This window comes from Acinetobacter sp. WA-87, assembly GCF_039938935.1.
GTDB lineage: Bacteria > Pseudomonadota > Gammaproteobacteria > Pseudomonadales > Moraxellaceae > Acinetobacter > Acinetobacter seifertii.
Map to the genome: position 1 here is coordinate 1,200,396 of NZ_JBDUVF010000001.1, position 23,818 is coordinate 1,224,213.

Annotated in this window: 20 protein-coding genes and 2 pseudogenes; 12 read left to right on the forward strand and 10 right to left on the reverse strand. The window is 37.7% G+C overall.

Annotation, left to right across the window (positions count from 1 at the left end; genetic code table 11):
* Positions 1-163: 163 nt before the first annotated feature.
* From ABFY81_RS05665 to ABFY81_RS05680, 4 genes and pseudogenes are all read right to left on the reverse strand, one after another.
* On the reverse strand, positions 164-1,999 hold the full coding sequence (locus tag ABFY81_RS05665; RefSeq protein WP_199999964.1) for a hypothetical protein: 1,836 nt from the start codon (positions 1,997-1,999) through the stop codon (positions 164-166).
* 4 nt (positions 2,000-2,003) lie between these two features.
* Complete coding sequence (locus ABFY81_RS05670) at positions 2,004-2,465, reverse strand: ABC-three component system middle component 2 (RefSeq protein ID WP_199999963.1); 462 nt, start codon at positions 2,463-2,465, stop codon at positions 2,004-2,006.
* Entirely contained in the window at positions 2,458-3,468 is a 1,011-nt protein-coding gene (locus ABFY81_RS05675; RefSeq protein WP_199999962.1) for an ABC-three component system protein, read from the reverse strand. The genes ABFY81_RS05670 and ABFY81_RS05675 overlap by 8 nt, the downstream gene beginning before the upstream one ends.
* Before the next feature lie 660 nt (positions 3,469-4,128).
* Positions 4,129-5,145, reverse strand: a pseudogene (locus ABFY81_RS05680) (DUF932 domain-containing protein).
* 178 nt (positions 5,146-5,323) lie between these two features.
* Between ABFY81_RS05680 and ABFY81_RS05685 the strand changes: the two are divergent.
* A complete protein-coding gene (locus tag ABFY81_RS05685) occupies positions 5,324-6,826 on the forward strand; it encodes an NAD(P)/FAD-dependent oxidoreductase (protein WP_347913293.1) in 1,503 nt (500 codons plus the stop codon).
* Positions 6,827-7,388: 562 nt separating this feature from the next.
* On the opposite strand, the gene ABFY81_RS05690 is transcribed toward ABFY81_RS05685, so the two are convergent.
* Positions 7,389-8,339 carry a helix-turn-helix domain-containing protein gene (locus ABFY81_RS05690; protein WP_347913294.1) on the reverse strand — a complete coding sequence of 317 codons (951 nt, stop codon included), beginning with the start codon at positions 8,337-8,339 and terminating at the stop codon, positions 7,389-7,391.
* 395 nt (positions 8,340-8,734) lie between these two features.
* Between ABFY81_RS05690 and ABFY81_RS05695 the strand changes: the two genes are divergently transcribed.
* The 6 genes from ABFY81_RS05695 (at position 8,735) to ABFY81_RS05720 (ending at position 15,038) form a co-directional block, all read left to right on the forward strand.
* Entirely contained in the window at positions 8,735-9,784 is a 1,050-nt protein-coding gene (locus ABFY81_RS05695) for a phenylacetaldoxime dehydratase family protein (RefSeq protein WP_323739518.1), read from the forward strand.
* Positions 9,785-9,868: 84 nt separating this feature from the next.
* Positions 9,869-10,747 (forward strand): transporter, encoded by an 879-nt coding sequence (locus ABFY81_RS05700; protein WP_347913295.1) that lies wholly within the window; start codon positions 9,869-9,871, stop codon positions 10,745-10,747.
* A 140-nt stretch (positions 10,748-10,887) separates the two neighbouring features.
* On the forward strand, positions 10,888-12,402 hold the full coding sequence (locus ABFY81_RS05705; RefSeq protein WP_347913296.1) for an amidase: 1,515 nt from the start codon (positions 10,888-10,890) through the stop codon (positions 12,400-12,402).
* A 90-nt stretch (positions 12,403-12,492) separates the two neighbouring features.
* A complete protein-coding gene (gene nthA, locus ABFY81_RS05710; protein ID WP_347913297.1) occupies positions 12,493-13,092 on the forward strand; it encodes a nitrile hydratase subunit alpha in 600 nt (199 codons plus the stop codon).
* A 44-nt stretch (positions 13,093-13,136) separates the two neighbouring features.
* Positions 13,137-13,784: a nitrile hydratase subunit beta gene (nthB, locus tag ABFY81_RS05715; RefSeq protein ID WP_192454872.1), complete on the forward strand. Its 648-nt coding sequence runs from the start codon at positions 13,137-13,139 to the stop codon at positions 13,782-13,784.
* A 42-nt stretch (positions 13,785-13,826) separates the two neighbouring features.
* Entirely contained in the window at positions 13,827-15,038 is a 1,212-nt protein-coding gene (locus ABFY81_RS05720) for a GTP-binding protein (RefSeq protein ID WP_347913298.1), read from the forward strand.
* Between the two features lie 93 nt (positions 15,039-15,131).
* Here the strand turns inward: ABFY81_RS05720 and ABFY81_RS05725 are convergent, their stop codons facing one another.
* The gene (locus ABFY81_RS05725; RefSeq protein ID WP_347913299.1) at positions 15,132-15,986 is read right to left on the reverse strand and encodes a metal-dependent hydrolase; all 855 of its coding nucleotides are present in this window, start codon (positions 15,984-15,986) and stop codon (positions 15,132-15,134) included.
* A gap of 189 nt (positions 15,987-16,175) precedes the next feature.
* Between ABFY81_RS05725 and ABFY81_RS05730 the strand changes: the two genes are divergently transcribed.
* Positions 16,176-16,841, forward strand: a complete 666-nt coding sequence (locus ABFY81_RS05730; protein ID WP_347913300.1) for a TetR/AcrR family transcriptional regulator — start codon at positions 16,176-16,178, stop codon at positions 16,839-16,841.
* 96 nt (positions 16,842-16,937) lie between these two features.
* Here the strand turns inward: ABFY81_RS05730 and ABFY81_RS05735 are convergent.
* Positions 16,938-17,279: pseudogene (locus ABFY81_RS05735) on the reverse strand (TetR family transcriptional regulator); the annotation flags it as partial.
* Positions 17,280-17,586: 307 nt separating this feature from the next.
* Here ABFY81_RS05735 and ABFY81_RS05740 point away from each other — a divergent pair.
* Positions 17,587-18,432 (forward strand): metal-dependent hydrolase, encoded by an 846-nt coding sequence (locus tag ABFY81_RS05740; RefSeq protein WP_347913301.1) that lies wholly within the window; start codon positions 17,587-17,589, stop codon positions 18,430-18,432.
* Between the two features lie 405 nt (positions 18,433-18,837).
* On the opposite strand, the gene ABFY81_RS05745 is transcribed toward ABFY81_RS05740, so the two are convergent.
* The gene (locus ABFY81_RS05745) at positions 18,838-19,875 is read right to left on the reverse strand and encodes a DUF932 domain-containing protein (RefSeq protein ID WP_347913302.1); all 1,038 of its coding nucleotides are present in this window, start codon (positions 19,873-19,875) and stop codon (positions 18,838-18,840) included.
* Between the two features lie 884 nt (positions 19,876-20,759).
* Between ABFY81_RS05745 and ABFY81_RS05750 the strand changes: the two genes are divergently transcribed.
* From ABFY81_RS05750 to ABFY81_RS05760, 3 genes are all read left to right on the forward strand, one after another.
* Positions 20,760-21,404, forward strand: a complete 645-nt coding sequence (locus ABFY81_RS05750) for a DUF805 domain-containing protein (protein WP_199999960.1) — start codon at positions 20,760-20,762, stop codon at positions 21,402-21,404.
* A gap of 79 nt (positions 21,405-21,483) precedes the next feature.
* Complete coding sequence (locus tag ABFY81_RS05755) at positions 21,484-22,218, forward strand: hypothetical protein (protein ID WP_347913303.1); 735 nt, start codon at positions 21,484-21,486, stop codon at positions 22,216-22,218.
* A 58-nt stretch (positions 22,219-22,276) separates the two neighbouring features.
* Positions 22,277-23,023: a hypothetical protein gene (locus ABFY81_RS05760; RefSeq protein ID WP_032049992.1), complete on the forward strand. Its 747-nt coding sequence runs from the start codon at positions 22,277-22,279 to the stop codon at positions 23,021-23,023.
* Between the two features lie 66 nt (positions 23,024-23,089).
* Here ABFY81_RS05760 and ABFY81_RS05765 read toward each other — a convergent pair whose 3' ends face one another.
* Positions 23,090-23,356 (reverse strand): hypothetical protein, encoded by a 267-nt coding sequence (locus ABFY81_RS05765; protein WP_079398562.1) that lies wholly within the window; start codon positions 23,354-23,356, stop codon positions 23,090-23,092.
* Between the two features lie 74 nt (positions 23,357-23,430).
* On the reverse strand, positions 23,431-23,811 hold the full coding sequence (locus tag ABFY81_RS05770; protein WP_199999959.1) for a hypothetical protein: 381 nt from the start codon (positions 23,809-23,811) through the stop codon (positions 23,431-23,433).
* Between the last annotated feature and the right edge of the window lie 7 nt (positions 23,812-23,818).

Sequence of the window (23,818 nt, forward strand, 5' to 3'; positions counted from 1 at the left end):
TCAGAAGAGATATGGAATGGTAGATACGGTAACACTTTCACAAGAAGCATATTCTTAAAGCGTTGAAAGGATACATCAGCATTAATCCACACATTCTGATCTGTATGAATGATATGAACTAATTCTATATATCCTCCAATCTGAATAACCTAGCTTTTAACTTTCAATTTAGTGGGAAAAAACCGATCCTTTCATTGTCAGTAGCACTTGGTCCAGAAAATTCCGTATAACTTAATTGACTTTTGTGCTGCTCACTTGGTTCTTCATTTTCTAAAACTATAATCTGCCCTGTATCGTTTCGTGTCGTTAACCACCCATAAAAACTATCCTTAACACCTTCAGGTAACAATTCTCCATCTGAATTCATATTATTTTCATTTAATTGCTTTGATGAATATTTAGGATCTTTATAAGTAACTACTGGAGAGTCGATAAGAACAAATCCTAAATGAGGTAAATTTTTCTCAATATTAAGCTCCATCAAAGCGATCATATACGCAGTTAAAAATATTCCTCGCTTTCCTTTTCCATAGGAAACCCTAGCTCTTTGATTAATTTTTATATCAACACATTTATCATCAAAATCAATCGTTCGAACATCAGGAACTTTCCATTCTTCTAATAATTCTTTGATTCGTAATGTTAAATCTGTTGCCGAATTAGCAATATTTCTTTCTATTTTTTGAGTCATACGTTTAGATTTTGGTATTTCTTTCTCTAATTGTATTTGCAATCTTTCAATAATCTTAAAATTATTCAAATAAATTGATAACTCAGTTTTTCTTTCAGTAAGTTCATTTAGATTAGCTTTAACATTTGAACCATCAGCTTCTAGTAAATTTTTTTGCTGGATTTTATTACTCTCCAACCAATTATTTAAACTATCCAATTTCAGAGAAACTTCTGAACTTTCTGACTCGATATCTTCTATAGCATACTTTAGACCTTCTCTTAATCGATTTATTTTTTGAATTTCTACCGCAGCACCATTTCTTATTTTAACAAAATCTTCTTCTGAAATATGATGTCGTTTTTGGTGATCTAAAGTAGTTAAACAAATTGGACAGGATCTATTGGGCAAATTAGCTACAATTGAGGCAGATATATTTGTCATCTCTAGTCTACTAATATCATTCACATACTTCTGATCAAGTATAGAGAATTGCTCTTTAGCTTCTATTAAACTTATCATTTTCAAATTAGTTTCTTTTATTTCTCGCTCAAATAAAGAAAACTCACTCTTTAATTCTTTTAATACTTGATAGTCATATGACAAAAATTTATTAATTTTCTCTATTTGCAAAGAAATTTTCTCAAGATTATCCTCTACATCCTCCTTACTTATATCTTTTGGAATTTCATCATTGAGTATTTGTATCTGTTCTTGTAAAGATAATACTTGACCTTTAGCTTGATTTCTAGCATCCGTTGAAATAGCTAATGGCATTTGTGAATCATCAGAACCTGTCAAAAAAAAAGATAAAGCAGATCTATTTCGTACCTTTGTATTGGAGTCTTTACCTTCAAAATTAATATTATCGAGTGTCTGTATCTCATCAAATATACTAATTCGCCTTAAGTCGTTTGCTGTAACACGGCCTAAAGTTCCTAATTTAACTAATATTTTGTTTTCCTGAATATTATTCTCAGTTATCAAAAAATCATCTACTTTAATATCAAGTTTTTTAGCTAAGTCTATTGGGATATCTGAATACACCCCTTCATATACACTTTCTAGACTATTAGCTAAGCTTTTAAAAATGGTAAATTTTTTTCCACTATTCGATTCAACATGGAGAATAGCTAAGCTATATCCTTCACTTAAGCCTACATCTTTAGGAATTTTTTCATCTCCTAAGCAAAATCGAATGCATTCAACGATATATGATTTTCCAGTATCAGTAGGACCAAAAATTAAATGAGACTTTTTATCAAAATTTAATATAGCTGGCTTTTTATTATTTCCAATAACCATCAAAGCTTTTATAAAAAATTTCATTTAACTATTCACCCAAGTAATTTAAATTTGAACCAACTATGATACTTTCATTAAAAAAAATATTTCGTAATTCATTTTCGCTATAGCTACCAAATTTGTTAGCAACCCATTGACATCTTTCAATTAGTTTTTTTGAATATTCATTATTCATTACCGAGATAATACTAGGCCCATTATCACCTATATAATAATTAACTCCGTCATCATCAATAACAACATCAATCAGTGAGCGATTTAACATTAAAAATATACCACTTTCTAAAGCATCTTTCTTATTTGAAAATTCTCCGCCCCGAAAAGGTACTAATGTATGTAAGCTTGAAGGACCACCAAAATCTGAAGAATAAATTACAGCATAGTCTAGATATGCTAATTTATGGATATCTGCTCCCCTAGGATATAAAGCTCCTAAGAGATAAACTATTCGCACCCCTAATTCTAAGGAAGTATTAAAAATATCACTCATCATCAATCCATTGAATTTTTTCTTGATTAACTAGATGGTGACAAGAACCTTGTAAATCACCAGCCTGAAGTCGTGCATGTAAAGGGTTTGATGTAACTTGCAGTGAAGACGCTACATTTAAAACACCACGAATTTTTTCATAGCCTGTTTCATGGGGATAAAGGAGCTCATTTCCAATACCTAGCTCAACCTGCACGAGCAGCTCATCAAAAGCACCTGGCAACTTGTCACGGCTAAAACGATTCAGGCCTTCCGCAGAATAAAATAGTCTACGTTGCATCATCAAATGTTTATTAAGTGTTTTTGATAAAGTCGTTAGTTCCAATAAATTCCCACCAATTTCCTTATATACTTTCAAAAGTTCCTTTAAATATATCTCTTCTTGCTTTTCATGTTCCATTGGGACTTCTGGGTTTTGTTCACGAGGCCCTAATACACCGAATAAACTCCAATGATTTGGCGATCTCGCATGTATTTCTAAAAGCTCATTGGAAGGTTTTATTTTAATTATTTCAAAATCAAATACATTGATAAAATTTTCCAACTCATCAGAAAATGGAAAACTAAAGTCTCCCTTTTTCCATGTTACTAGAATCCATTCTTTTAAATCAGCAGGCTTCATTACATAATCGTATAATTTAGGGCCTACTTTTAAAGCACAAATAAAATAATTTCTAGGAACTGTATATTCATCTTTAAATACACACCAAATAAATTTTGCTAACTCTCCTCCAAAATTACTAGGGCTCAGACTATCTCCATAATGTTTAGCTTGATATAAGTCCCATGTACCTGCTTCAGGTCTATCTAATGTGTTTCCACAGACATCCCTACCTTTATCGCCTGCGCCACCTAACCTGTACACATGTTTATAATTATTTTCATTTTTTAACTGCACAACACACTGCTCGATAAACAACTCCCAATCATCTTCATTCATTAAAAAAAGTCGCTGTTCTGGAGTCGGTTGAGCAGGTCCTGCATCGTATGGCAATTGACTCATATTCAAATACCTTCTACTTATAAAAGTAACACTAAAACCTACGTTACTTTTTTAATTTTATTGAATTAAACTTACATTATTAAATAATACTTTTAGCCAAGTAGCTATTGGTAAGTATTCGCATTTGCAACAGTTCACTTAATCATTTTGTACTCAACCTAACTATGGCTTGCGTAGTCTTTAGCCGTCTTTGTTTTACCTAAAACATTAAGACCCTCATATTGATGGTCTTCTTTTACTTCGACAATAATGTAATGTTGATTTTTCATCTGTACCAAAAATCAGATTAATAATTTTTTAGAGCAAAAAATTCTGGATAAAACTACTAAAATAAAAGTAAAATTCAGTTTTAGATTTATCTGTAAACATGCGTGTAAAGTAGATTTTTTTCAACATTATCATCTTTCAATAAATCACAAAACATATTCAGGATTTGAATCACAGGCATAGAAGTGAATAAGTTTTTACTCGAATAAGTGAACCTATAAAAGGTTGGATTGATCCTATAAGGATAATCTTATATTTTTTAAGGCAAAAAAAAGCCACATTAGGAAAAATATGGCTAGAAATAGACTTGAATTAATCTTACAAACGCAGCGTAATTACTAGTCTTAGGTTAAACAGGTAAACTTAAATTAAACTGAATAGCCAACTATATAATTAAGATACCATTCTTAATGCTTGCTCCAGCCCACGTTGCTTCATCATTGCACCTGCACCGAACCATGCCGAATCAAGTCTGTGGTCAATGCTCATTGCACGGCGTTCATGATCTACAAACTCGGTTATTGAACAAAGCAGTCCATAAGCAGTATCTTTAGCTGAAGCTAACTCAGCTCCTCGCCCTTGTCCATTAAACATTTCCATAGCTTTAGACATTGCTCGTCCATTCGGTTCAGATTTAGAGTTTGATTTTTTATCCATAGAGGCTGCTTTAAGATAATACTGAATAATACTTTCCTCCTGATCTGTAGCACTCATCGTAGTGTTATTAAACACTGCATCGAAGTAAGCAGCAGCTTCACTCTGGGTTACTTTACGCTGGCTGAGTTGCTTCATTTCATATATGTGTTCATCCCATGCACGCACTGAAATACCAAGTTGTTGCTTAATCTTCTCAGCATCGAACTTGGTACTATGTGGAACTTTCACGACTCCCGCATTGGAGTTCTGCCCTTTCAAAGCAATCGCCAAAGTGTTGTTACACACCACACGTATAGAGGTAAATTGCGCCGTTGTTGCGAGTGTGCCATCACATGCCGTTGCCAACAAAATATAGCCATTACTGACATCCTTGCCTTTCAGTGCTGCCGATTGCCCAGTACGAGCCAATGCCCAAAATTTACGTCCACCTTTCAGTACGCCCGCTGTTTCCAGCTCAAAACCTGATTGCTCCGTCAAATCACGGTAAAATTCTAAAATCTCTTTAGGTTGTACTTCCTGAAAACGTTGACTTACAACAGATAGCGGTGCATGAGTATCTGAAAGAAAAAGTACTCGTTGCTCTTCATATGACATCAGAATATTTTCCCCTCGTTCATTCTTTGCCATATAACTGGCATTAAAGAATTCTATTCGCCAGTCAATTCCTAGCTGTTGAGCGCAAATTTCTAAAGATTGATTTTGAGTGAGTCGATTACCTAGAACATGCCAATGGCTTTAAATGACAAAATCCATTCTCAAAAGTACTAATTGGTACTTGTGATGTATAACGATGCTCTATAGTCTATAAAACCTTGGCTGAACAGTATCTTTGTCCAAGCCAGATACTAAGTTAACCAACAGGGCTATACTTGAAAGGTATGCAGGTATCCCCCTAAGGTGAATAGAAAAATAATGAGTTAAAGAGGTCAATATGACTGAACATCACGAGATCGTTATTGTTGGTGCAGGCTTTTCTGGTATTGGTATGGCTATAGCACTTCGCAAGGCAGGGTTTGAAGATATCCTCATCTTGGATGACGCTACGGGACCTGGCGGTGTTTGGCACTGGAATACTTATCCAGGGGTGGCAGTTGATATTCCATCATTCAGTTATCAATTTTCTTTTGAACAAGGCAGCACTTGGTCGCGCAGCTATGCCCCAGGTAAAGAGTTGAAAGCCTATGCCGAAAAATGTGTGAACAAGTACAATCTGAATAAACTGTTCCGTTTTAACACCCGAGTACACAAAGCAACTTTTGATGAAAATGCTAGTCAGTACGAACTTGAAACCAGCAGAGGTAACTTAACCGCACGCTGGCTGATTCATGCAGGCGGCCCCTTAAGTCAACCAAAACTGCCCGATATTGTTGGTATTGACAGCTTTAGAGGCAAGACCATGCACACCAGCCGCTGGGATCACTCAGTGGATTTAACTGGCAAGCTTGTAGGTATTATTGGTACTGGCGCTACGGCTGTACAGGTGATTCCTTCAATTGCTCCCAAAGTTAAACAATTGACAGTGTTCCAGCGTACTCCTATATGGTGTTTGCCAAAACCGGACTTCCAACTGTCCGACACCGCACGTCGCAGTTTAAAGTTCTTCCCAGGTGTAAAAGCAGTTTCTCGCCTTGCTAGTCAAGCCTTTGTAGAGCTTACCTTTCCAGTAATGGCTCATTATCACAGCCTAATACCCGGTACAGAACTGATTGAAAAAGCCGCACGCGCCTATGTAGCCGCGCAAGTAAGCGACCCAGAAATCCGCAAAAAGCTGACACCAAATTACGCGATCGGCTGTAAGCGTCCAAGCTTCCACAATTCTTACCTAAAGACCTTTAACCGAGACAATGTGACGCTGGAAACCAGCAACATTGTGGAAATTACCCCGAATGGTATTCGCACCAGCAATGGTGTAGAGCATGAACTCGACGTGCTGATTCTGGCTACCGGCTTTAAGGTATCAGATAAGGATGCTCTGCCAACTTATGCCGCTTTTGGCCGTAATGGCGTTAATCTGGCGGATGACTGGGATGAAAACCGTCTGCGTTCGTACCAAGGTATTTCGGTTGCGGGCTTTCCTAACATATTTACCATTTTTGGCCCGTACGGCTATAACGGCGCATCTTTCTTCACTCTAATTGAGAATAATGCGGCACACATTGTGCGCTTATTGAGTGAAGCCAGAAAACGTGGTGCTGTGGCTATTGAAGTAACAAAATCTGCGCAGGATGCCTATATGACAGAAATCCTTTCACGTAAGAGCCGTCAGGTCTTTGCCAATCCAAGCTGTCAGGGTTCCAACAGCTACTACTTTATCAAGCAAGGTGATGTGCCTTTTCGTGCGTCCACCACACTGGAAGCTGCATGGAAAAGCCGTCATTTCCCCTTAAAAGACTATGAATTTACTATAAAAAGTAAGACAGCTCAGTTAGTGTAATTGCTACAATTAAGTTGTATAGCTGATCAAACTTTAAAACTTCTGCGAGCACTGTGATAGATTTATCAAGTGCTGGCTGGAGTTGTTTATTTTCAGCTAAATTACAGTCTAGGAATTTAACACACATTAAATAATTTGAGGTTCATAAAAAAAGAAGGTTTGAATACCAGAGCCAATAATCAAATCTGCTGTACTAAATACCCTAAAGTTAAGAGTAAACTTCTAAAAGATGTTTAAATTCATATTGCAAAAACCTTAAATGAAAAGCACTTAATTTTGTCCTATGGTAGTAAGCTAAAGCATTTTAAATTGTGATTAGCTTAAAATTTCACTAATTTATATAGCTTTATTAAATATTTTTTGAATTGTGATACACAGAATTATCTTGATATTCTAGATGTTTGTGGATAAAAGGTTTGACGTTTCAACTATGCTCTTCTGTATAGCTCAGAATATACCTAATTAAATAATTAGTGATTCCTCTTCTCAATTCAGGTGCACCTCTGTCTAAAGAGAGGCTCTGTCAGACTCGCCTAAAAGTGCTGAAAAAAAACTAAAGAAACTAACACTTTTTAAAATATTCTCTAGGCGTTACACCAAAAGCTTTTTTGAATGCATGGCTAAAATGTGAAAAATCAGTAAAACCATAATCTAATGCCACTTCAGAAATGCTAACCACTCGGCCACTTTTTAGTGCATCACGACTCGCTATTAAACGTTCACACCAAATTACCGACATTACTGTTTTTTGATGTCTCGCAAATGCCCTACTCAATGTGCGTGTTGATACACAATGTGCCTGTGCAATCTTTTCTAGGTTAAGTTCAGGATTTTGTAAATTCCTCAAAATAAAACTCATCGCTTTACTATATAAATCCCGTTCAATATTTACTTTAGCAATATCCTGTACTTCTAAACTTAATACCAATAACTCTAAAGCTGATTTAGCAAAGCGTTCAGCAAAATCCATGTTAGTAAAATCAAATTTATCATCTACTGATTGGCGTAGCATTTCACGCAGAGGAACAATTCCCGGCCGCGTTTCATCTAAAACTTGAGCAGTTAAATGTTCAATGTTAGGCACACGATTGATTAATAAATGACGAGGGATTCGGATTAGGTGATTTTTGTTCCCTGCTAAATTGAACTGAAAGGTTTGTGCAGCATCGTATAGCATGAGGCTATTATTTTGGTATTGGGTTGCCCTGCCACCTTGGGCTATTTGTCCACAGCCATCTTCCATAAAGCCAAGCCATAAGTCGTCATTTGGCCCAAACCGTAGATGCTTTTCGGTGCGTTCCCAAAAGTGCATAGTGGATGAAACAGTGCATATATCTATCAAACCAAGCTGACGTACACTTAATTCACCATTAAAATTTTTTTCATCTTCAGGCTTACTTTGAGCTGGAATACAGTGCCGAAGGACAACATCATTCCAATATTCGAAACGTTCGGATGCACTTATATCTTGAGTTGAATAATGAATCGGATTTAATGACTGATAATGATTCATAGCAATTTAATCCCTTATACGACTACGCAAGATGTCAAAAAATATGGCCTTGCTTTCATCAAGCAACTTTCATACCACTACTCTTCTGTTATCTCTGTGCATAGTTGAAGCCTTTTCCATAAGACTCATCTGTTCTATTTATCTACTTATACTTTTACATGCTGATCGAGCAATCCTGCATCATCAACAGCTCACTATAAATTAAACGATATATTTTTTTTGATCAAATTGAAACCTGTCTTTTTTAAACAAGAGATTGTCCATTCTGACCAAGTTTCATTTTATGCCTTGCGTAATATCAATATAACAACGGCGCTCCAGAACATAGATAACCGTTAAAGCAATACAAATTTTGCGATAGAAACCGCTGCAACAAGAGATGTAGGAGAAAGAAAATGGAATCAGCAATCGACAAACATCTAAAATGCCCTCGCACACTTAGCCGACGAATTCATGATGAATATGAACCACCATTTGCTATGTGGGTAGCACGTGCTGATGAAGATCTCGAACAAGTTGTGATGGCTTATTTGGGCATACAGTTTAAACCTGATCAAAAAGCTGCTGCTATAAAAGCGATGCAGCATATTGTGAAAAGTTTTGGTTTGGAAAATGGGCCATTAAACCATGATATAACCCATCATACTGATAATCAGAACTATGAAAATTATATTGTGGTTGGTTACTGGCGTGATCCCGCAGCCTACTGCCAATGGGCACGTTTAGCAGAGGTCAATGACTGGTGGAGTTCAGATGATCGACTAAATGATGGGATCGGTTATTTTCGTGAAATTGTTTCACCGCGGGCTGAACAATTTGAAACTTTATATGCATTTAAAGAAGATTTGCCGGGTGTTGGTGCAGTCATGGATCGTATCAGCGATGATATTCAAGAACATGGATATTGGGGATCAGCACGAGAACGCTTTCCGATTTCACAGACAGATCGCATGTTAGCCAATGGCGAATTACAGATACTTTCAGGTGACCCTCAAAAAGGTGGACGTGTGGTCGTACAGGGTCATGACAATATTACGTTAATTCGTTCTGGTCAGGACTGGGTCAATGCAGATGAGCAAGAAAGAGCATTATATTTTAATGAAATGCTGCCTTCATTGCAGGATGGCATGGATTTCCTTCGTGATGAAGGCCAATCTGTAGGATGCTATAGCAACCGTTTTGTTCGAAATGTTGATCTTGACGGTAACTTACTTGATATCGCTTATGATATAGGCTACTGGCGCTCATTAGATAAACTAGAACGTTGGGCAGAATCACATCCCACACATCTCAGAATTTTTACTACTTTCTTCAAAGTTGTTACCGGCTTACAAAACTTGCGTCTTTATCATGAAGTTTCAGTCAGTGATGCTAAACATCAAATATTTGAATACATCAATTGCCATTCCCAAACAGGCATGATGCGCGACGCACAAACCACCTAAATACCCCCAAATTATTTTATTTCACCAGAACACAAGCACAGTCTAACTGTGCTCATGGCTGGCTATTGCCTAAAGGAATTACAAATGAATTCAAAGTATTATAAATATTACATGATGTTAATAGCTCTACTGGCTGCATATGCTGAAACACACGGGGCTGAAGTTATGCCGGGTGATTATGAACAAGCTCCCGGTGGCCTAACTCTCGGTGCAATCTATTATCAGCATGCCACGACCGATGCACTCTATAGCAATAGTTCAACCGCTGCAAAAGATATGAAAGTCGAATCAAACATAGGAATCGCAAGGATGATCCATGTATTCGAACTCAGTGATCGCGTCACAATTGAGCCACAGTTCTTATTACCCTTTGGTCGCGTTGAAGGCAAAGACAATGCTAGCGGACTGGGTAGCACCTCTGGTATAGGGGATCTTATTTTAACTGCGCCTGTCCGCTACCGTCTAAATGATGCCAAAGATGTTCTTGCAGGAACGCTTTATATTAATGCTCCGACCGGAGATTACGACAATGATAAAGCATTAAATTTGGGGAGTAATCGCTGGAAATTTGATTTACAGGGTGCATATGTTAAGCATTTCACACCAAAATGGGCATTAGATCTGGTGGGTGATGTGGTGTTTTACACCAATAACGATAATTACGGGACAAATTCTGACACCCTTAAACAAGATACTTCATTTGAAACACAAGTCATGGGACGTTATATGCCAAATGCCACAACTTCGGTGGGATTAGGTATCGGTCATAACTGGGGTGGCGAAACCAAAATTAATAATGTTTCACAGGATAAATCCACCGAAACCACCAACATTCGCTTTGCTATTAGCAAGTTTATGACGCCTAAAGACCAATTCGTCGTGCAGTTGGGACGTGATCTTTCAGTTGAAAATGGCCTAAAAGAAGATTTTCGTTTGAACTTGCGTTATTTACGCATTTTTTAAAAGTTAAACCCTATCAGGATAACTGCTCATGTTGTCCTTTTCGAACAAATGACTGGCGCTTTAAATCAAGTTTTGAAGAAAAGAACAGACTAATTTAAAGAATATCTTCAGTCAGAATAACAAGTGACGGGTAAAAAATTATGGCGATTCAAAGACCAACTATCGACGATTTAAAACAGATTGCAAGCAACCTGCACATGCAGTTGACTGACTTAGAAGCCGAGGAATATCTAAGCATTATGCAGGCTAATTTTGATGCTTATGATTTGATTGATGAACAGGCAGATGAAATTCCAGAAGATCATTACCCACGTACAGAACCTTATCGACCTGACGTAACCGAAAATCAACTAAATGCATGGTATTACAAAACTGAAGTCAAAGGTGCCCCAACTGGAAAACTCTCAGGGAAAACCGTTGCTCTCAAAGATAATGTATCACTTGCTCAAGTTCCAATGATGAATGGCTCATCGACCTTGGAAGGTTTCGTTCCAGATTATGATGCTACTGTCGTTACTCGAATGCTTGATGAAGGCGCTACGATTTTAGGTAAGGCGACCTGTGAACATTTTTGTCTATCAGGTGGCAGTCATACCTCAGACCCTGCCCCAGTACACAACCCATATCGTCACGGTTATTGTGCAGGTGGTTCATCATCTGGGAGTGCTGCACTTGTTTCAAACGGCGATGTTGATTTAGCAATTGCCTGCGATCAAGGCGGATCGATCCGTATTCCCGCTGCTTTTTGTGGTGTTTATGGGATGAAACCGACCCACGGATTGGTTCCATATAGCGGGATTATGCCTATTGAAAATACTATTGATCATGCAGGACCAATAAGTCGTTCGGTTCAAGATAATGCGCTACTGCTTGAAGTCATCGCAGGTAAAGATGGGCTAGACCCACGTCAGTATGGTGTTCATGTTGAAAACTATACAAGTTATTTAAATCGCGGTGTGAAGGGTTTAAAAATCGGTGTTGTTAAGGAAGGCTTTGCTCTACCCAACATGGATCAACGAGTGGCAGAAAAAGTCCGCCAAGCCGCAGCTGAATTTGAAAAACTCGGTGCTATTGTTGAAGAAATCTCTTTGCCTGAACATCAACTGGCAGGCGCATTATGGACACCGATAGGCTGCGAAGGCCTGACTGCACAAATGATGCACGGGAATGGCATGGGCTTCAATTGGTCAGGCTTATACGATGTCAAACTACTCGATAAACACAAAGACTGGCGTCAAAAAGCCGATCAGCTTTCTCCAACCTTAAAAGTCTGTATGTTTGTGGGCGAATACGGCATTCGAAACTATTCAGGTCGTTACTACGCTAAAGCACAAAATATTGTAAGACGTGCCCGCGCAGGTTATGACCAAAAATTAGCTGAATACGATCTTCTATTAATGCCAACTTTGCCAATTGTTGCTCAACCTCTGCCTGACTCAGACAGTTCATTGACGGAATACATTACCCGTGCCTTTGAAATGATTGGAAATACAGCCCCACAAGATATTACAGGTCATCCAGCAATGAGTGTGCCATGTGGGCTAGTAGATGATTTACCCGTTGGCATGATGCTCATCGGCCGTCACTTTGACGAAGGCACGATCTATCAAGCAGCAGCCGCTTTTGAAGCAGCCGTTGACTGGAAAACTTTTTAAGTTAAACAAAACCCAAAACGTTCAATCAATCAAACCATTTCTTCATGAATATGGTTCGTTGAAACTCATCTCTACCAAGGAGTCTTACACGTGAGTACATCTGTTTCTAAAAAATCAAACTCCACCCCAGGCGAGAGAGCATGGGCATTACACACAGTCCTTAGCAATAAAGGATTAATACCTGAAGGATTTATCGAAGGTTTAACCGACCTGCTTGCCAATAAGTTTGATCCAGCTAACGGCGCTCGTGTTGTTGCTAAAGCTTGGACTGACCCAGCCTATCGTGAGCTGTTGTTAAGTGATGGTACGGCAGCTTGTGAAATGTTTGGTTATACCGGCCCACAGGGTGAATATATTGTTGCCCTTGAAGATACGCCAACAATCAAAAATGTGATTGTTTGCAGCCTTTGTTCTTGCACGAACTGGCCCGTTTTAGGCTTGCCGCCAGAATGGTACAAGAGCTTTGAATTCCGAGCACGATTAGTACGTGAAGGTCGCACGGTACTAAAAGAACTGGGCACGGAACTTCCTGAAGATATCAAAATTAAAGTATGGGATACCTCTGCCGAAACACGCTATCTAGTATTACCAATGCGCCCAGAAGGAACTGAGCATATGACTGAAGAAGAGCTTCAACAGCTCATCACCAAGGACGTACTTATTGGTGTTGCATTGCCAAAATTACCTTAGTTTTTAATCACACTTTTTAGCAACGATATAGTGGAGTAAACATAATGGATGGTTTTCATGATTTAGGTGGTAAGCAAGGTTTTGGCGCAATTGATCACCAAATTAATAGTAAGAGCTATAAACCTGTATTTAAAAAAGACTGGGAACACCTCGCCTATACATTAATGTTTTTAGGCGCAGGACATCTCAATAAATTTAATATTGATCAGATTCGTCATGCGGTTGAGCGTATTGGATTACGGCAACATGTTGGGACTGAATATTACGAGCGTTATGTGATTGCAACAGCCACTTTGCTTACAGAGACTGGTGTAATTACACAAGAAGAACTCGATGAAGCTTTAGGATCTCATTTTCAACTCGCGACCCCAAATCATTCAAATGGCCGCGAAGCAATTTCAGGACGTCCACCATTTGAAGTTGGAGACGTGGTTACAGTCCGTGATGAATCGATTTCCGGTCATATTCGTGTACCCGCCTATGTGAGAGGAAAAACAGGCGTTGTCCTTCACCGCACCACGGAAAAATGGCCATTCCCAGATGCTGCCGGCCATGGTCATGCAGATGCATTACCCCAACCCACTTATCATGTTGAATTTTCAACACAGGAATTATGGGGAGATGCAGGTCTTGAAGGTTCGGTAGTCGTTGATTTATTTGAAAGCTATTTAGATAAAGCTCAGACCTCTTAACCTGATTTTCTATATTAACTATCACGAACTATGAGGTCATGCATGACAGCAATATCATTAAAATCACAATTTGAACTTAATTCGTCTCGTATTCCTGTGACTGTTTTATCAGGCTTTTTAGGTTCAGGTAAAACGACCCTACTCAACTATATTCTGAATCATCAGCAAAATATGAAAGTAGCAGTAATCGTCAATGATATGAGTGAAATTAATATTGATGTTGAAGATGTGCGCCGTCATGTAGATCTCAGTCGTGGTACTGATCAATTAATTGAAATGAGCAACGGATGTATCTGCTGCACCTTAAGGGCTGATTTACTCGAACAAATTAGTACTATCGCGCAGAAGTCACAGTTTGATTATATTTTAATAGAATCTACAGGTATTTCAGAACCCATGCCTGTTGCTGAAACATTTGCTTTTCTTGATCAAAATGGTTTTAGCTTAAGTGAGCTGGCACGTTTAGATACGTTGGTCACTGTAGTAAATGGCGAAAACTTTGCTCAAATGATTCAATCCAATGACAAAGTAGAGACAGCCCATCAAGATGAACAGTTGTCGACAACACGTCCTCTATCGGATCTTCTGATTGAACAAGTTGAATACGCTAATGTTATTTTAGTCAGTCGTGTTGATGTGATTGGGCAAGAACAATACTCTCAATTGCAATCACTGCTCAATGAACTGAACCCCGCAGCAGAAATTTTACCCATGGCCTTTGGGGAAATTGATTTGGAAAAAGTTCTAAATACTCACAAATTTAATTTACCTGATTTAGTGAAATCCCCAGGATGGATGAAACAGATGGATCCGAATGAAGAGATCCATTCTGAATCTGAAAATTATGGTATTTCTTCTTGGGTATATAGTGAGCGTCTACCCTTTCACCCTCAGCGTTTTCAGAACTTTTTACAACAAGCGTGGAATAACGGTGCTTTATTACGTTGTAAAGGATATATCTGGTTTGCCAATCGTTATCAGGATATTGCAATGCTGGTGCAAACAGGAAATCAATTTGCTTGGGAATATGTCGGAAAATGGTGGAATTTTATTCATCAGGCTGATTGGCCTCAAGATGTTTATCGTCGTAATAGTATTTTTGAAAAATGGGATGAACGTACAGGTGACTGTCGACAAGAAATTGTTTTTATCGGACAAGGCATTAATTGGGAACAACTTCAGCAGCAACTCAACGATTGTTTATTAACAATGGACGAAATTAAGGATGGGCCTGATGTTTGGTCAGATTATTAATATTTAACCAATCCAAGTAATCACGCCACACTATTATTTTTCCATTTTTAACTTGTAATTTTCTTGCACGGCTAAGCGCAAGCTTTATCAAGTTTAAATTTTGAGGTCTAAACGCTTTTGCCACAGGTTTTCTAACCTTTTGGTATCGTGGTCAAAAGGATGAAAATCAGGACGGTAGTAATCTAAAAAATCTTTAACCGTTTGTAGTGTCAGTAATCCTTGACTACCTACTCCCTTTTTAAAAAATTTAGCGATGCCATTTAAAGAAAGCACTCCATCGGCTTTAAGTAATCTTCGTGTGTTATTTGCAATTAAGAAAAGTAAAATGCTTCCTGCAAATGTCATGTAAAAAATACGTGATAAGTATCCACCGCCTGATGCTACATAAGCATCAAAGAATACCGCTTTATGTTCATTTTCTTCAACTGCATGCCATAGCCATAGCTCAGCAACTGGACCGACTAAGCGATGATTCCACTCATCATTACGCAAGAGTTCGGCGCCTAAAGTTGCCGTAATATGTTCAATTGCACAACCAACCGACATGATATGCATAGTTGGTAATATTTTTTGCATTAGGGCATATAAGGCTTTAACTTCATTTTGCAATTCATTGATATTGATTTGCTGTTCATCTACATAACGGTTAAATGCCAAATGCTCTTTAGCATGCATGGCCTCTTGTCCAATAAACGCGCTTATCTCTGCTTGAAGCACAGGATCATCAATTTTATCTCGTATATTTCTCAGAGCCTCAATCAACATTAATTCTCCTTGCGGAAAAATAGCTGACATTGCATTCATCAAATGGGTGAAATAAGCGTCATTATCAAACCAGTAACGCTTTGAACTGGTGAAATCGAAACTTAAACGTCTGACTGGAAACGAGGCTATCAAACGATGTGCTGTTGAGGAGGGCTTAGGTTTAACTTCTTCAAGGGTAGTCATATTTCTATTTAACAAAAGTACGAATTAGTTCTTTTGTAGATTTCTTTATATCCTTAGTCAATAGTTATTTTTCATCCAATTGAAATTCATATATTTATTTATAAAAAAGTTTCTGAGAACAAAACAATCTTGAGCAAAAAAGCGGTTAATGATAGTTTTAGCAAGATTTCAAATTTTAGAAGATTTAGTGTGGAAAAACTCTCTGGCGCTTATGATACTCAAGCAGCAGGCTTACCCAGAGGCCGCACCAGCCTGTTAACTGAAGAAACACGTGAAAAGCAACGCCGACGTTTGGTTAAAGCAGCTGTTAGTGCATTTGCAGAAAAAGGGTTTGCTGCTACAAGTATTACAGACATTGTTAAAAGAGCACGAGTATCTAAGCAGGTGTTTTATGAAATTTTTGAAAACAAGGAAGATTGTTTTCTGGCAGCAGATGATTTAGGTAGAAAAGCTTTATTTGAGCAAGTTCTCTCTGAAATTAAAATTAAAAATATGAATGCAGATGAATGGATTAGATCTTCAGTTCGTGCCTATTTACAACTATGTAATAGTGAACAAGACTTTACCAAGGCTTGGGCGATCGAGTTCCCCAATGCTGGAAGTCGCTGTCTAGAACAACGTAATTTATTTTTTGCAGAATTAGGACAAAGACTAAAATCTATACATGACATCATTAAAATGAATGACCCAGATCAATGGGTCAGCGTTCCTCATTTATTTTATGATGCAGCAATTGGCGGCGCTTATGAAATTATTTTCCGCTACATTTGCCAAAACAAATTTACTGAATTATTAGATCTCGAAGATGATCTGGTTAATTTCATACAGTTTTCTATTGGATATAAACAAGTCTAAACCTGTCCAGATATGCTAAAACCATATGAAATATAATATCTCATTTCATGCTTATGCTTTCACAAACATAGGCTGAATTTAATTGCGACTTGATAGGCTTTTTGAATAGGTCAGTTTTATTTCAAAAATGGCTTTAAATAGTAAGTAGTAAAGCCCCTCTAAATCGGTGCGTAAGAAATAAAGTACCTTAAGTTTATTTTTAACGTTTGAGCCTTGGCCAAATTCAGAAATTGAAACCACTTTTTCTTTTAAACGTTCTTTTTACACGATCAAGCAGATTTCAATAAAACGCTTTTTCAATTAAAAGTAGTTAAAAAAGTCGCTTTTAGAACTTCAGCCCCTTTCCTCTGCAACCGTATGAAAGCCATAATGATGAAGCAAATTAATTGATGTATTTAAGACTAAATAAACGTTGGCATAAATGAATAAGACGGGCATGAAAAAATCGTACTGTACTAGATAAAAATTTTTTCCTGAATTTAATTTCACATAACAAGTCTAAAAATTATATGCCTTAAAAAACTAAACCTATGTAAAAAATACATGTTAAACATAAGAAATATATAAGAATATTATAATTTTACCAATTTTGACAACACAAATTGTCAGAAATAAATTGACAAATGTAGTGCGAATACTCTACAAAAGAACCTAGTAGTTCTTTTGTAGAGTATTCATTATGCAAGATCACGCCATTAATGATTATTCATAGACATCATCTCTCTATATTGGAGTAATAATTATCATGTCAACCACTATTAACGCTGTACAAAAAGTTAAATCCTCTTTTCCTGTTCGAAATATTAAGTTTGATTTTGATCCTTCTACACGTTATTGGTTTGATCAAGATCCTCTTTATAGTCATTTTTTGAATACGTTATCGGCAATAACAGCACAAGGTGAATTATTTTTAATCCGAATGTTACGTACGCTTAGAGAACGTATAACCGACCCTGTATTACAGGCTGATATCAGTGCATTTATAGGTCAAGAAGCAATGCATGCCAAAGAACATACTAGATATCATCGTTATGCTGATCTAAATGACATTGATATTGAAACTTTTGAGCGTCAATTAATTCAGATATATAGTCTGCTAGATCGTGCTTTACCGTTAATGGACCGAATGGCAATCGGCTGTGCAATTGAACACTGTAATGGAACTTTTGGAGCAGAGTTATTACGCAATAATACGTGGAATCAAAAGATGGTTGGCCCTCTACGTAATTTATGGCTTTGGCATGCGGTTGAAGAAAATGAACATAAAGCAGTTTTTTTTGATGCCTATCATGCCGCAGGTGGTGGCTATATTAGACGCATGGTATGGATGGTACTTGGATGTAGTACTTTTGCAGGATTAATGACCTATGGAACACTCCGTCTTTTAGTAGCAGATAAGAAGTTTCTATCAAAAAAACATCTACAATCTATCAGTCAAATTACACACCCAAAAACAGGCCTATTTAATATTACTGTTATTAAAGAATTCCTTGACTATGTTCGTCCGTCATTTCATCCATTTGACTATGATACAAAACAACTCGAACAACACTGGCATAAAGTGTTAAATCTTGAAAATCAACAAAATTAAATACTTGAAGAGTATTTTAAGAATACTCTTCCCAGTAAAACAATGCTTTCAAATGTTAAATTTCAAAAAACTTGATTTAATAAGTTTTTTGATTTCTTTAGTTACTGGACAGTGCCTTTATTAATAGGTGTATCGGTACTTTTAGTGGAATAATGGCTGGAAGAAACAAACATATTGAGCATAAGGGCAACTAAAATTAAAGAACTGATCAAGTTATTTAACTTATTAAACAAAAAAAATAATTTGTGATTATTCTGATAACTAGATTTTATCCCTTTAAATTTGATACTTTTTATCCAATTTAAAGGGGATTTGCCAACTCTTGAAAAGTTATTAAACTGCATCCGAAGATGCAATTAAATAAAATAAACTTAATATAGCTCTGCTTAGGCTAATTATGTAACTCTACCCAACAATTTTTAATGCTTGTTCCAGTCCACGTTGCTTAATCGTAGCTCCCATACCAAACCATGCTGAATTCAATCGATGATCTCGACTCATGGCACGGCGTTCATGGTCAACAAATTCCGTGATAGTACAAAGCAAACCATAAGCTGTGTCTTTCGCTGAACTTAGCTCTGCCCCTCGCCCTTGTCCGTTAAACATTTCCATAGCCATCGACATCGCTCGTCCATTCGGCTCAGATTTGGAGTTTGATTTTTTGTTCATTGATGCTGCTTTAAGATAATACTGAATTATACTTTCCTCCTGATCTGTAGCACTCATCATCGTGTTATTAAACACCGCATCAAAGTAAGAAGCTGCTTCCTGCTGAGTTACTTTTCGTTGAGTTAGCTGTTTCATTTCGTACATATGCTCATCCCAAGTTTTAATCGAAATACCTAATTGTTGCTTAATCTTCTCAGCATCGAACTTAGTACTATGTGGAACTTTAACAACACCAGCACTACTGTTCTGCCCACGTAAGGCAATCGCTAAAGTGTTATTGCAAACAACCCTGATCGAAGTGAATTGCGCCGTGGTTGCCAATGTGCCATCACAAGCAGTTGCCAAGAGAATATAACCATTGCTGATATCTTTTCCTTTCAGTGCTGCCGATTGCCCAGTACGAGCCAACGCCCAAAATTTACGTCCACCTTTCAGTACGCCCGCTGTTTCCAGCTCAAAACCTGATTGCTCCGTCAAATCACGGTAAAACTCTAAAATCTCTTGAGGTTGTACCTCTTGAAAACGTTGACTTACAACGGATAGCGGTGCATGGGTATCTGAACGATATAAAACACGCTGTTCCTCATACGGCATAAGGATATTTTGCCCACGCTCATTCTTTGCCATATAGCTGACATTAGATGATTCAATACGCCAGTCCATGCCTGCTTGTTGTGCCCATACTTCTATCGGCTGATTTGGACTGAGTGGATTGCCTAATCCATGCCATGGAGTGTCGCCAACAAATGCCATTGTTTCTACTAAATGTGCCATAAAGTAACCTCACTATTCACGATAACTAATGATGTAAAAATTGAATTACTGCATAAAAAAAGGCCTGCGGAGAGCAGGCCAAAACGGGAAGCTTTCTGAAAATGGATTCAATCAGAATGAGTTCACTTAGATGGTATATATCTGAAAGTTTTTTAAATTATTTTTTAGACACACGATGCAACTTTACCGCGCAGTAAATTGACGGGATCATTTTCAGAGATTATGATGACGTTGCTGGCCTACATTGCCAGTCGACTTTGACAGGTCGGTTTATTGGATTGCATCAGAGTTATTCCTTCTGAGGGATAATTTTGAGGGTACATCTCGTCTCCTCCCGTAGCGGTAGGACGGGAGAGGGACACTTTCGAGTGTGCTGGTGTCAATCCAATCCGGTCTGTCAACCCTCTTTCGTTCTGCCACCATTAATCATTAAATTATGTCTGGTAGAACTTCTTATCTATATAGGAGTGGTTACCATGACTAATTTCGATTCCTGTTTTAAGACATCTTTCCTTTCTTTTGCTGATCTATTCAATGGCAAAAAACCGTTGCACTCCTGCCCATTGAAAGATAAGCCACTCGGCTAATAATAAAACTTTTATATACCAACACAATCAACTTTTATTCTGCTTATGCTTCATGAAGTAGGGATAAGTATGCCCTGTGAAAATATTCTGTATACCTTATAGGCGTTGGGGTTTAACTGTTTATGACTTTTATCCGTCTCTTTGTTTTGTGGGGCAAGAGTAATTCCCTTCTAGAGCTTGGACAGGAAATAAAAGCTGTTTGGTGTTGTGACATGAAGTGATGGTTAAACCAATCAAGGTGAATGCACCTTTCACTTCGATATCAATTTATCCAATACCTAAAACAAGGACATAACAATGAAAGGTAGAATTCTTGATTTTTCAATCCAGACGAATACTGGGATCATTACTGGCGAAGATCACAAACGCTATAGCTTTGTAAGCAGTGAGTGGAAAGAAACACAAGCACCTGTCCGTGGCTATGAAGTTGATTTTGAAATCAATGCCGAGGGGCAAGCAATAGGCATTTATCTTGAAATAACAGCCAACCCAATTCCTGCCATTGTGAATACACCAACTCAAAGTAACTCTTCATACACAGCTCCCGCTAGTCAAGAAAGTTCACATAAAGCTAAAGAGGCTTTTAGAAAATGGGAACAAGGTGAAGACAACTATCAACAAGCCATATTTACCTGCTTTAAGAAATTTGCAGATTTTAAAGGCCGTGCAAGACGACGTGAGTTCTGGTATTTCGAACTATTCTGTGTGCTATTAAGCCTACTTTTAAGCTTCATGAATGAAGACTTAGCCACACTCGCCATGCTGGTTACGTTTATTCCGAATATTGCTGTCAATGTAAGACGGCTACATGACATTGATCGTTCAGGTTGGTGGATGTTAATTGCCTTAGTACCAATTGTAGGCATTCTACTACTACTGTTTTGGGCTACCCAAGAAGGTAATCCATCAGCAAATCAATATGGCGAATCACCCAAAGCATAAGTAATCAAGCCATTCCATGACACATCAATAACAACCATCACTTCTTCATTTAATGGAAGTACACATTTTAGGAAACACCATGAATAATAAAATCATTATTACTTTGCTTGTAAGTTGTTTAATGCAAGCTTGCACCAAAAATGAATCTACAGAAAAGGCTTCTTCAAATACTGCTCAAACAGAAGCAGTTAAAGCTAATACAACTGATTCACAACAGTTCATTGAACAAGGCAAAAATGACATTGCCACCTATGGTAAAGAAACCCTGCAATATTTACTTGATCAAAAATATCCGGATAGTTATACCGCCTTTACGGTAGATAATGTCAGATTTCTACGCCAGCAATCCGAAGATCTTTTTCTTTACACATGGAACATTCGATTCTTAGACAATCACTCAGATGATGTTTATGGCTGTGACAACCAGCAACTTTCATGGAACAAGAAAACAAAAGATATTGAATCTACGTTAAATGACGAGTGCTTTAACATCATTGAGCGCGGCAATCATTCTCAAAACCAAAATGAGACAACTTCCAATGTACCAGAAACCTCACCTGTAAAAGTTGTAGTGGAAGAAAACCCCTACCACTCTTTCATGTCAGTCATTAAGGTTCAATCACTTGTAGATGATGTCTCTGTTTCAAATGTCACGGTCAACCGTGGTAATTGCCCTTTATACCAAAAAATAACTACACCAAGACGACTAGGTTTCGGGCAAACAATGTCCGTAGATACGAACAATTGTGGTCGTGCAAAGATTATTGAAATAGTCGTTTCTACCGATCAGGGGGATTGGAAGTTCGGCTCATAACAATTGGTTCAATAAAATTTAAATGAACTTAATGTCTGAATATGCGTAGAGAAAGATTATGAAAAAAATTACTTACTCCATTTCCTTAGCCATATTGTTGACTGGCTGCAATGAGGTCAATTCTGCCAAATTAAACTATCAAGCACAGTCTTGTACTGCCGATAACTCTGTCAGTTGTAATGATATTCGGGTTAGACGAGCGATCGTTGCTACCCAAATGGGATATCAACAAATGATTGATGAAAAAAATAAGTTTGTATCAGAACTTGGACAGACTCGATATGAACAGTTACTTGGTTTAATGAGACAAAAGATCGAACATCTCGAAAAGCAGCGCCCTAACCTTTATTTACGATGGTTTCAGGGAGATTCCAGATATTATAAAGATGTAGATTTTGGCGACCATATTGATGCTGAAATTGAGAAGCTTCTCAATACTCAACATGTAGCTTCATCAAATTCTACTCCAGCAGACCTAATTCAAAATGGTGAATCAATTCATGTCGCATCAGAACAAAATCAGACAGATCATTTTTCTGAAAAGTATGAACACAGCTATACTTTCACTGTAATAAACCCAGTTTTAGAAAAAGATGATGCGTTGCTTTTGGATACCGAAGCAGGCCCTATCAAGTTTGATATGCATTACACATCTGTGGCTCAGAACTTTATCCTTGAAAAGTTAAAACAAGGGGACTGTATCCAGTTTAGTGCTAAAGATACCCCTGTCATGAATGATGATCATCAATTGTATTTTGAGACCTACATTACTGACCCACAAATAGTGCAATGTACAGCGGCTTAACTCATTTAAATGAAACAACATCTATCGTTCAGGGAGGTTCACCCTCCCCAACTTTATGCCCATCCATCAATAAAACAGTTGACCACAGCTTTGGCATTGAAAGCAGCAACTTGGGGTGACAGGCACACGATCAAACAAACTATTGAAAATACCACCGACTACGGCTCCTGCAATTCCCCCTATTAAAGGTGAAATTGGCAGACTCTTTGATAATGCTGCACCCATCGTGGCAAATGATGCTGACGATGCCAGGCTTTGGTTGCCTGTGTGGGAATGAGGGTTGACCACTCGAATAACATGTTCTGAATGGCAGTTTGGGCAAGTAATGTTCATAATATATACCTCTGAAATGGAAAAGCTTTAGAAAACAATATGCTTTCATTCAGATAGTACATATTTGAAATAAGTTAATTCCTTGAATCCTCCCTTTCTTCATAATACTCTTCAAAACGCAATTTCATTAAGTAGGAGAACTTTGTCTCAACCACCGCATCAAACATATAAAAGAGCATCCCCTTTGCAATTTCAAGATGATCCGGTTCACCCCGTAAATTATGCAAATAATAAGGCTCGAAACCGTCGACCCCCAGATGGAAAATCATTTCATAGAAAAACACCGCACAATCAACCAAAAAGGCCATCCGATCGAAAAACTCGTCCTCATCCATCTCATGCCTAAGCTTTGCAAAGTCAGCAGGGCAAGTTTCTGATTGCTGTATAAATCGGGTGAGTTGATCAAACTTATTCTCTATAAAAAAGAGCTGTTCCAGGGTATTGCTATCTAACATTTTATCG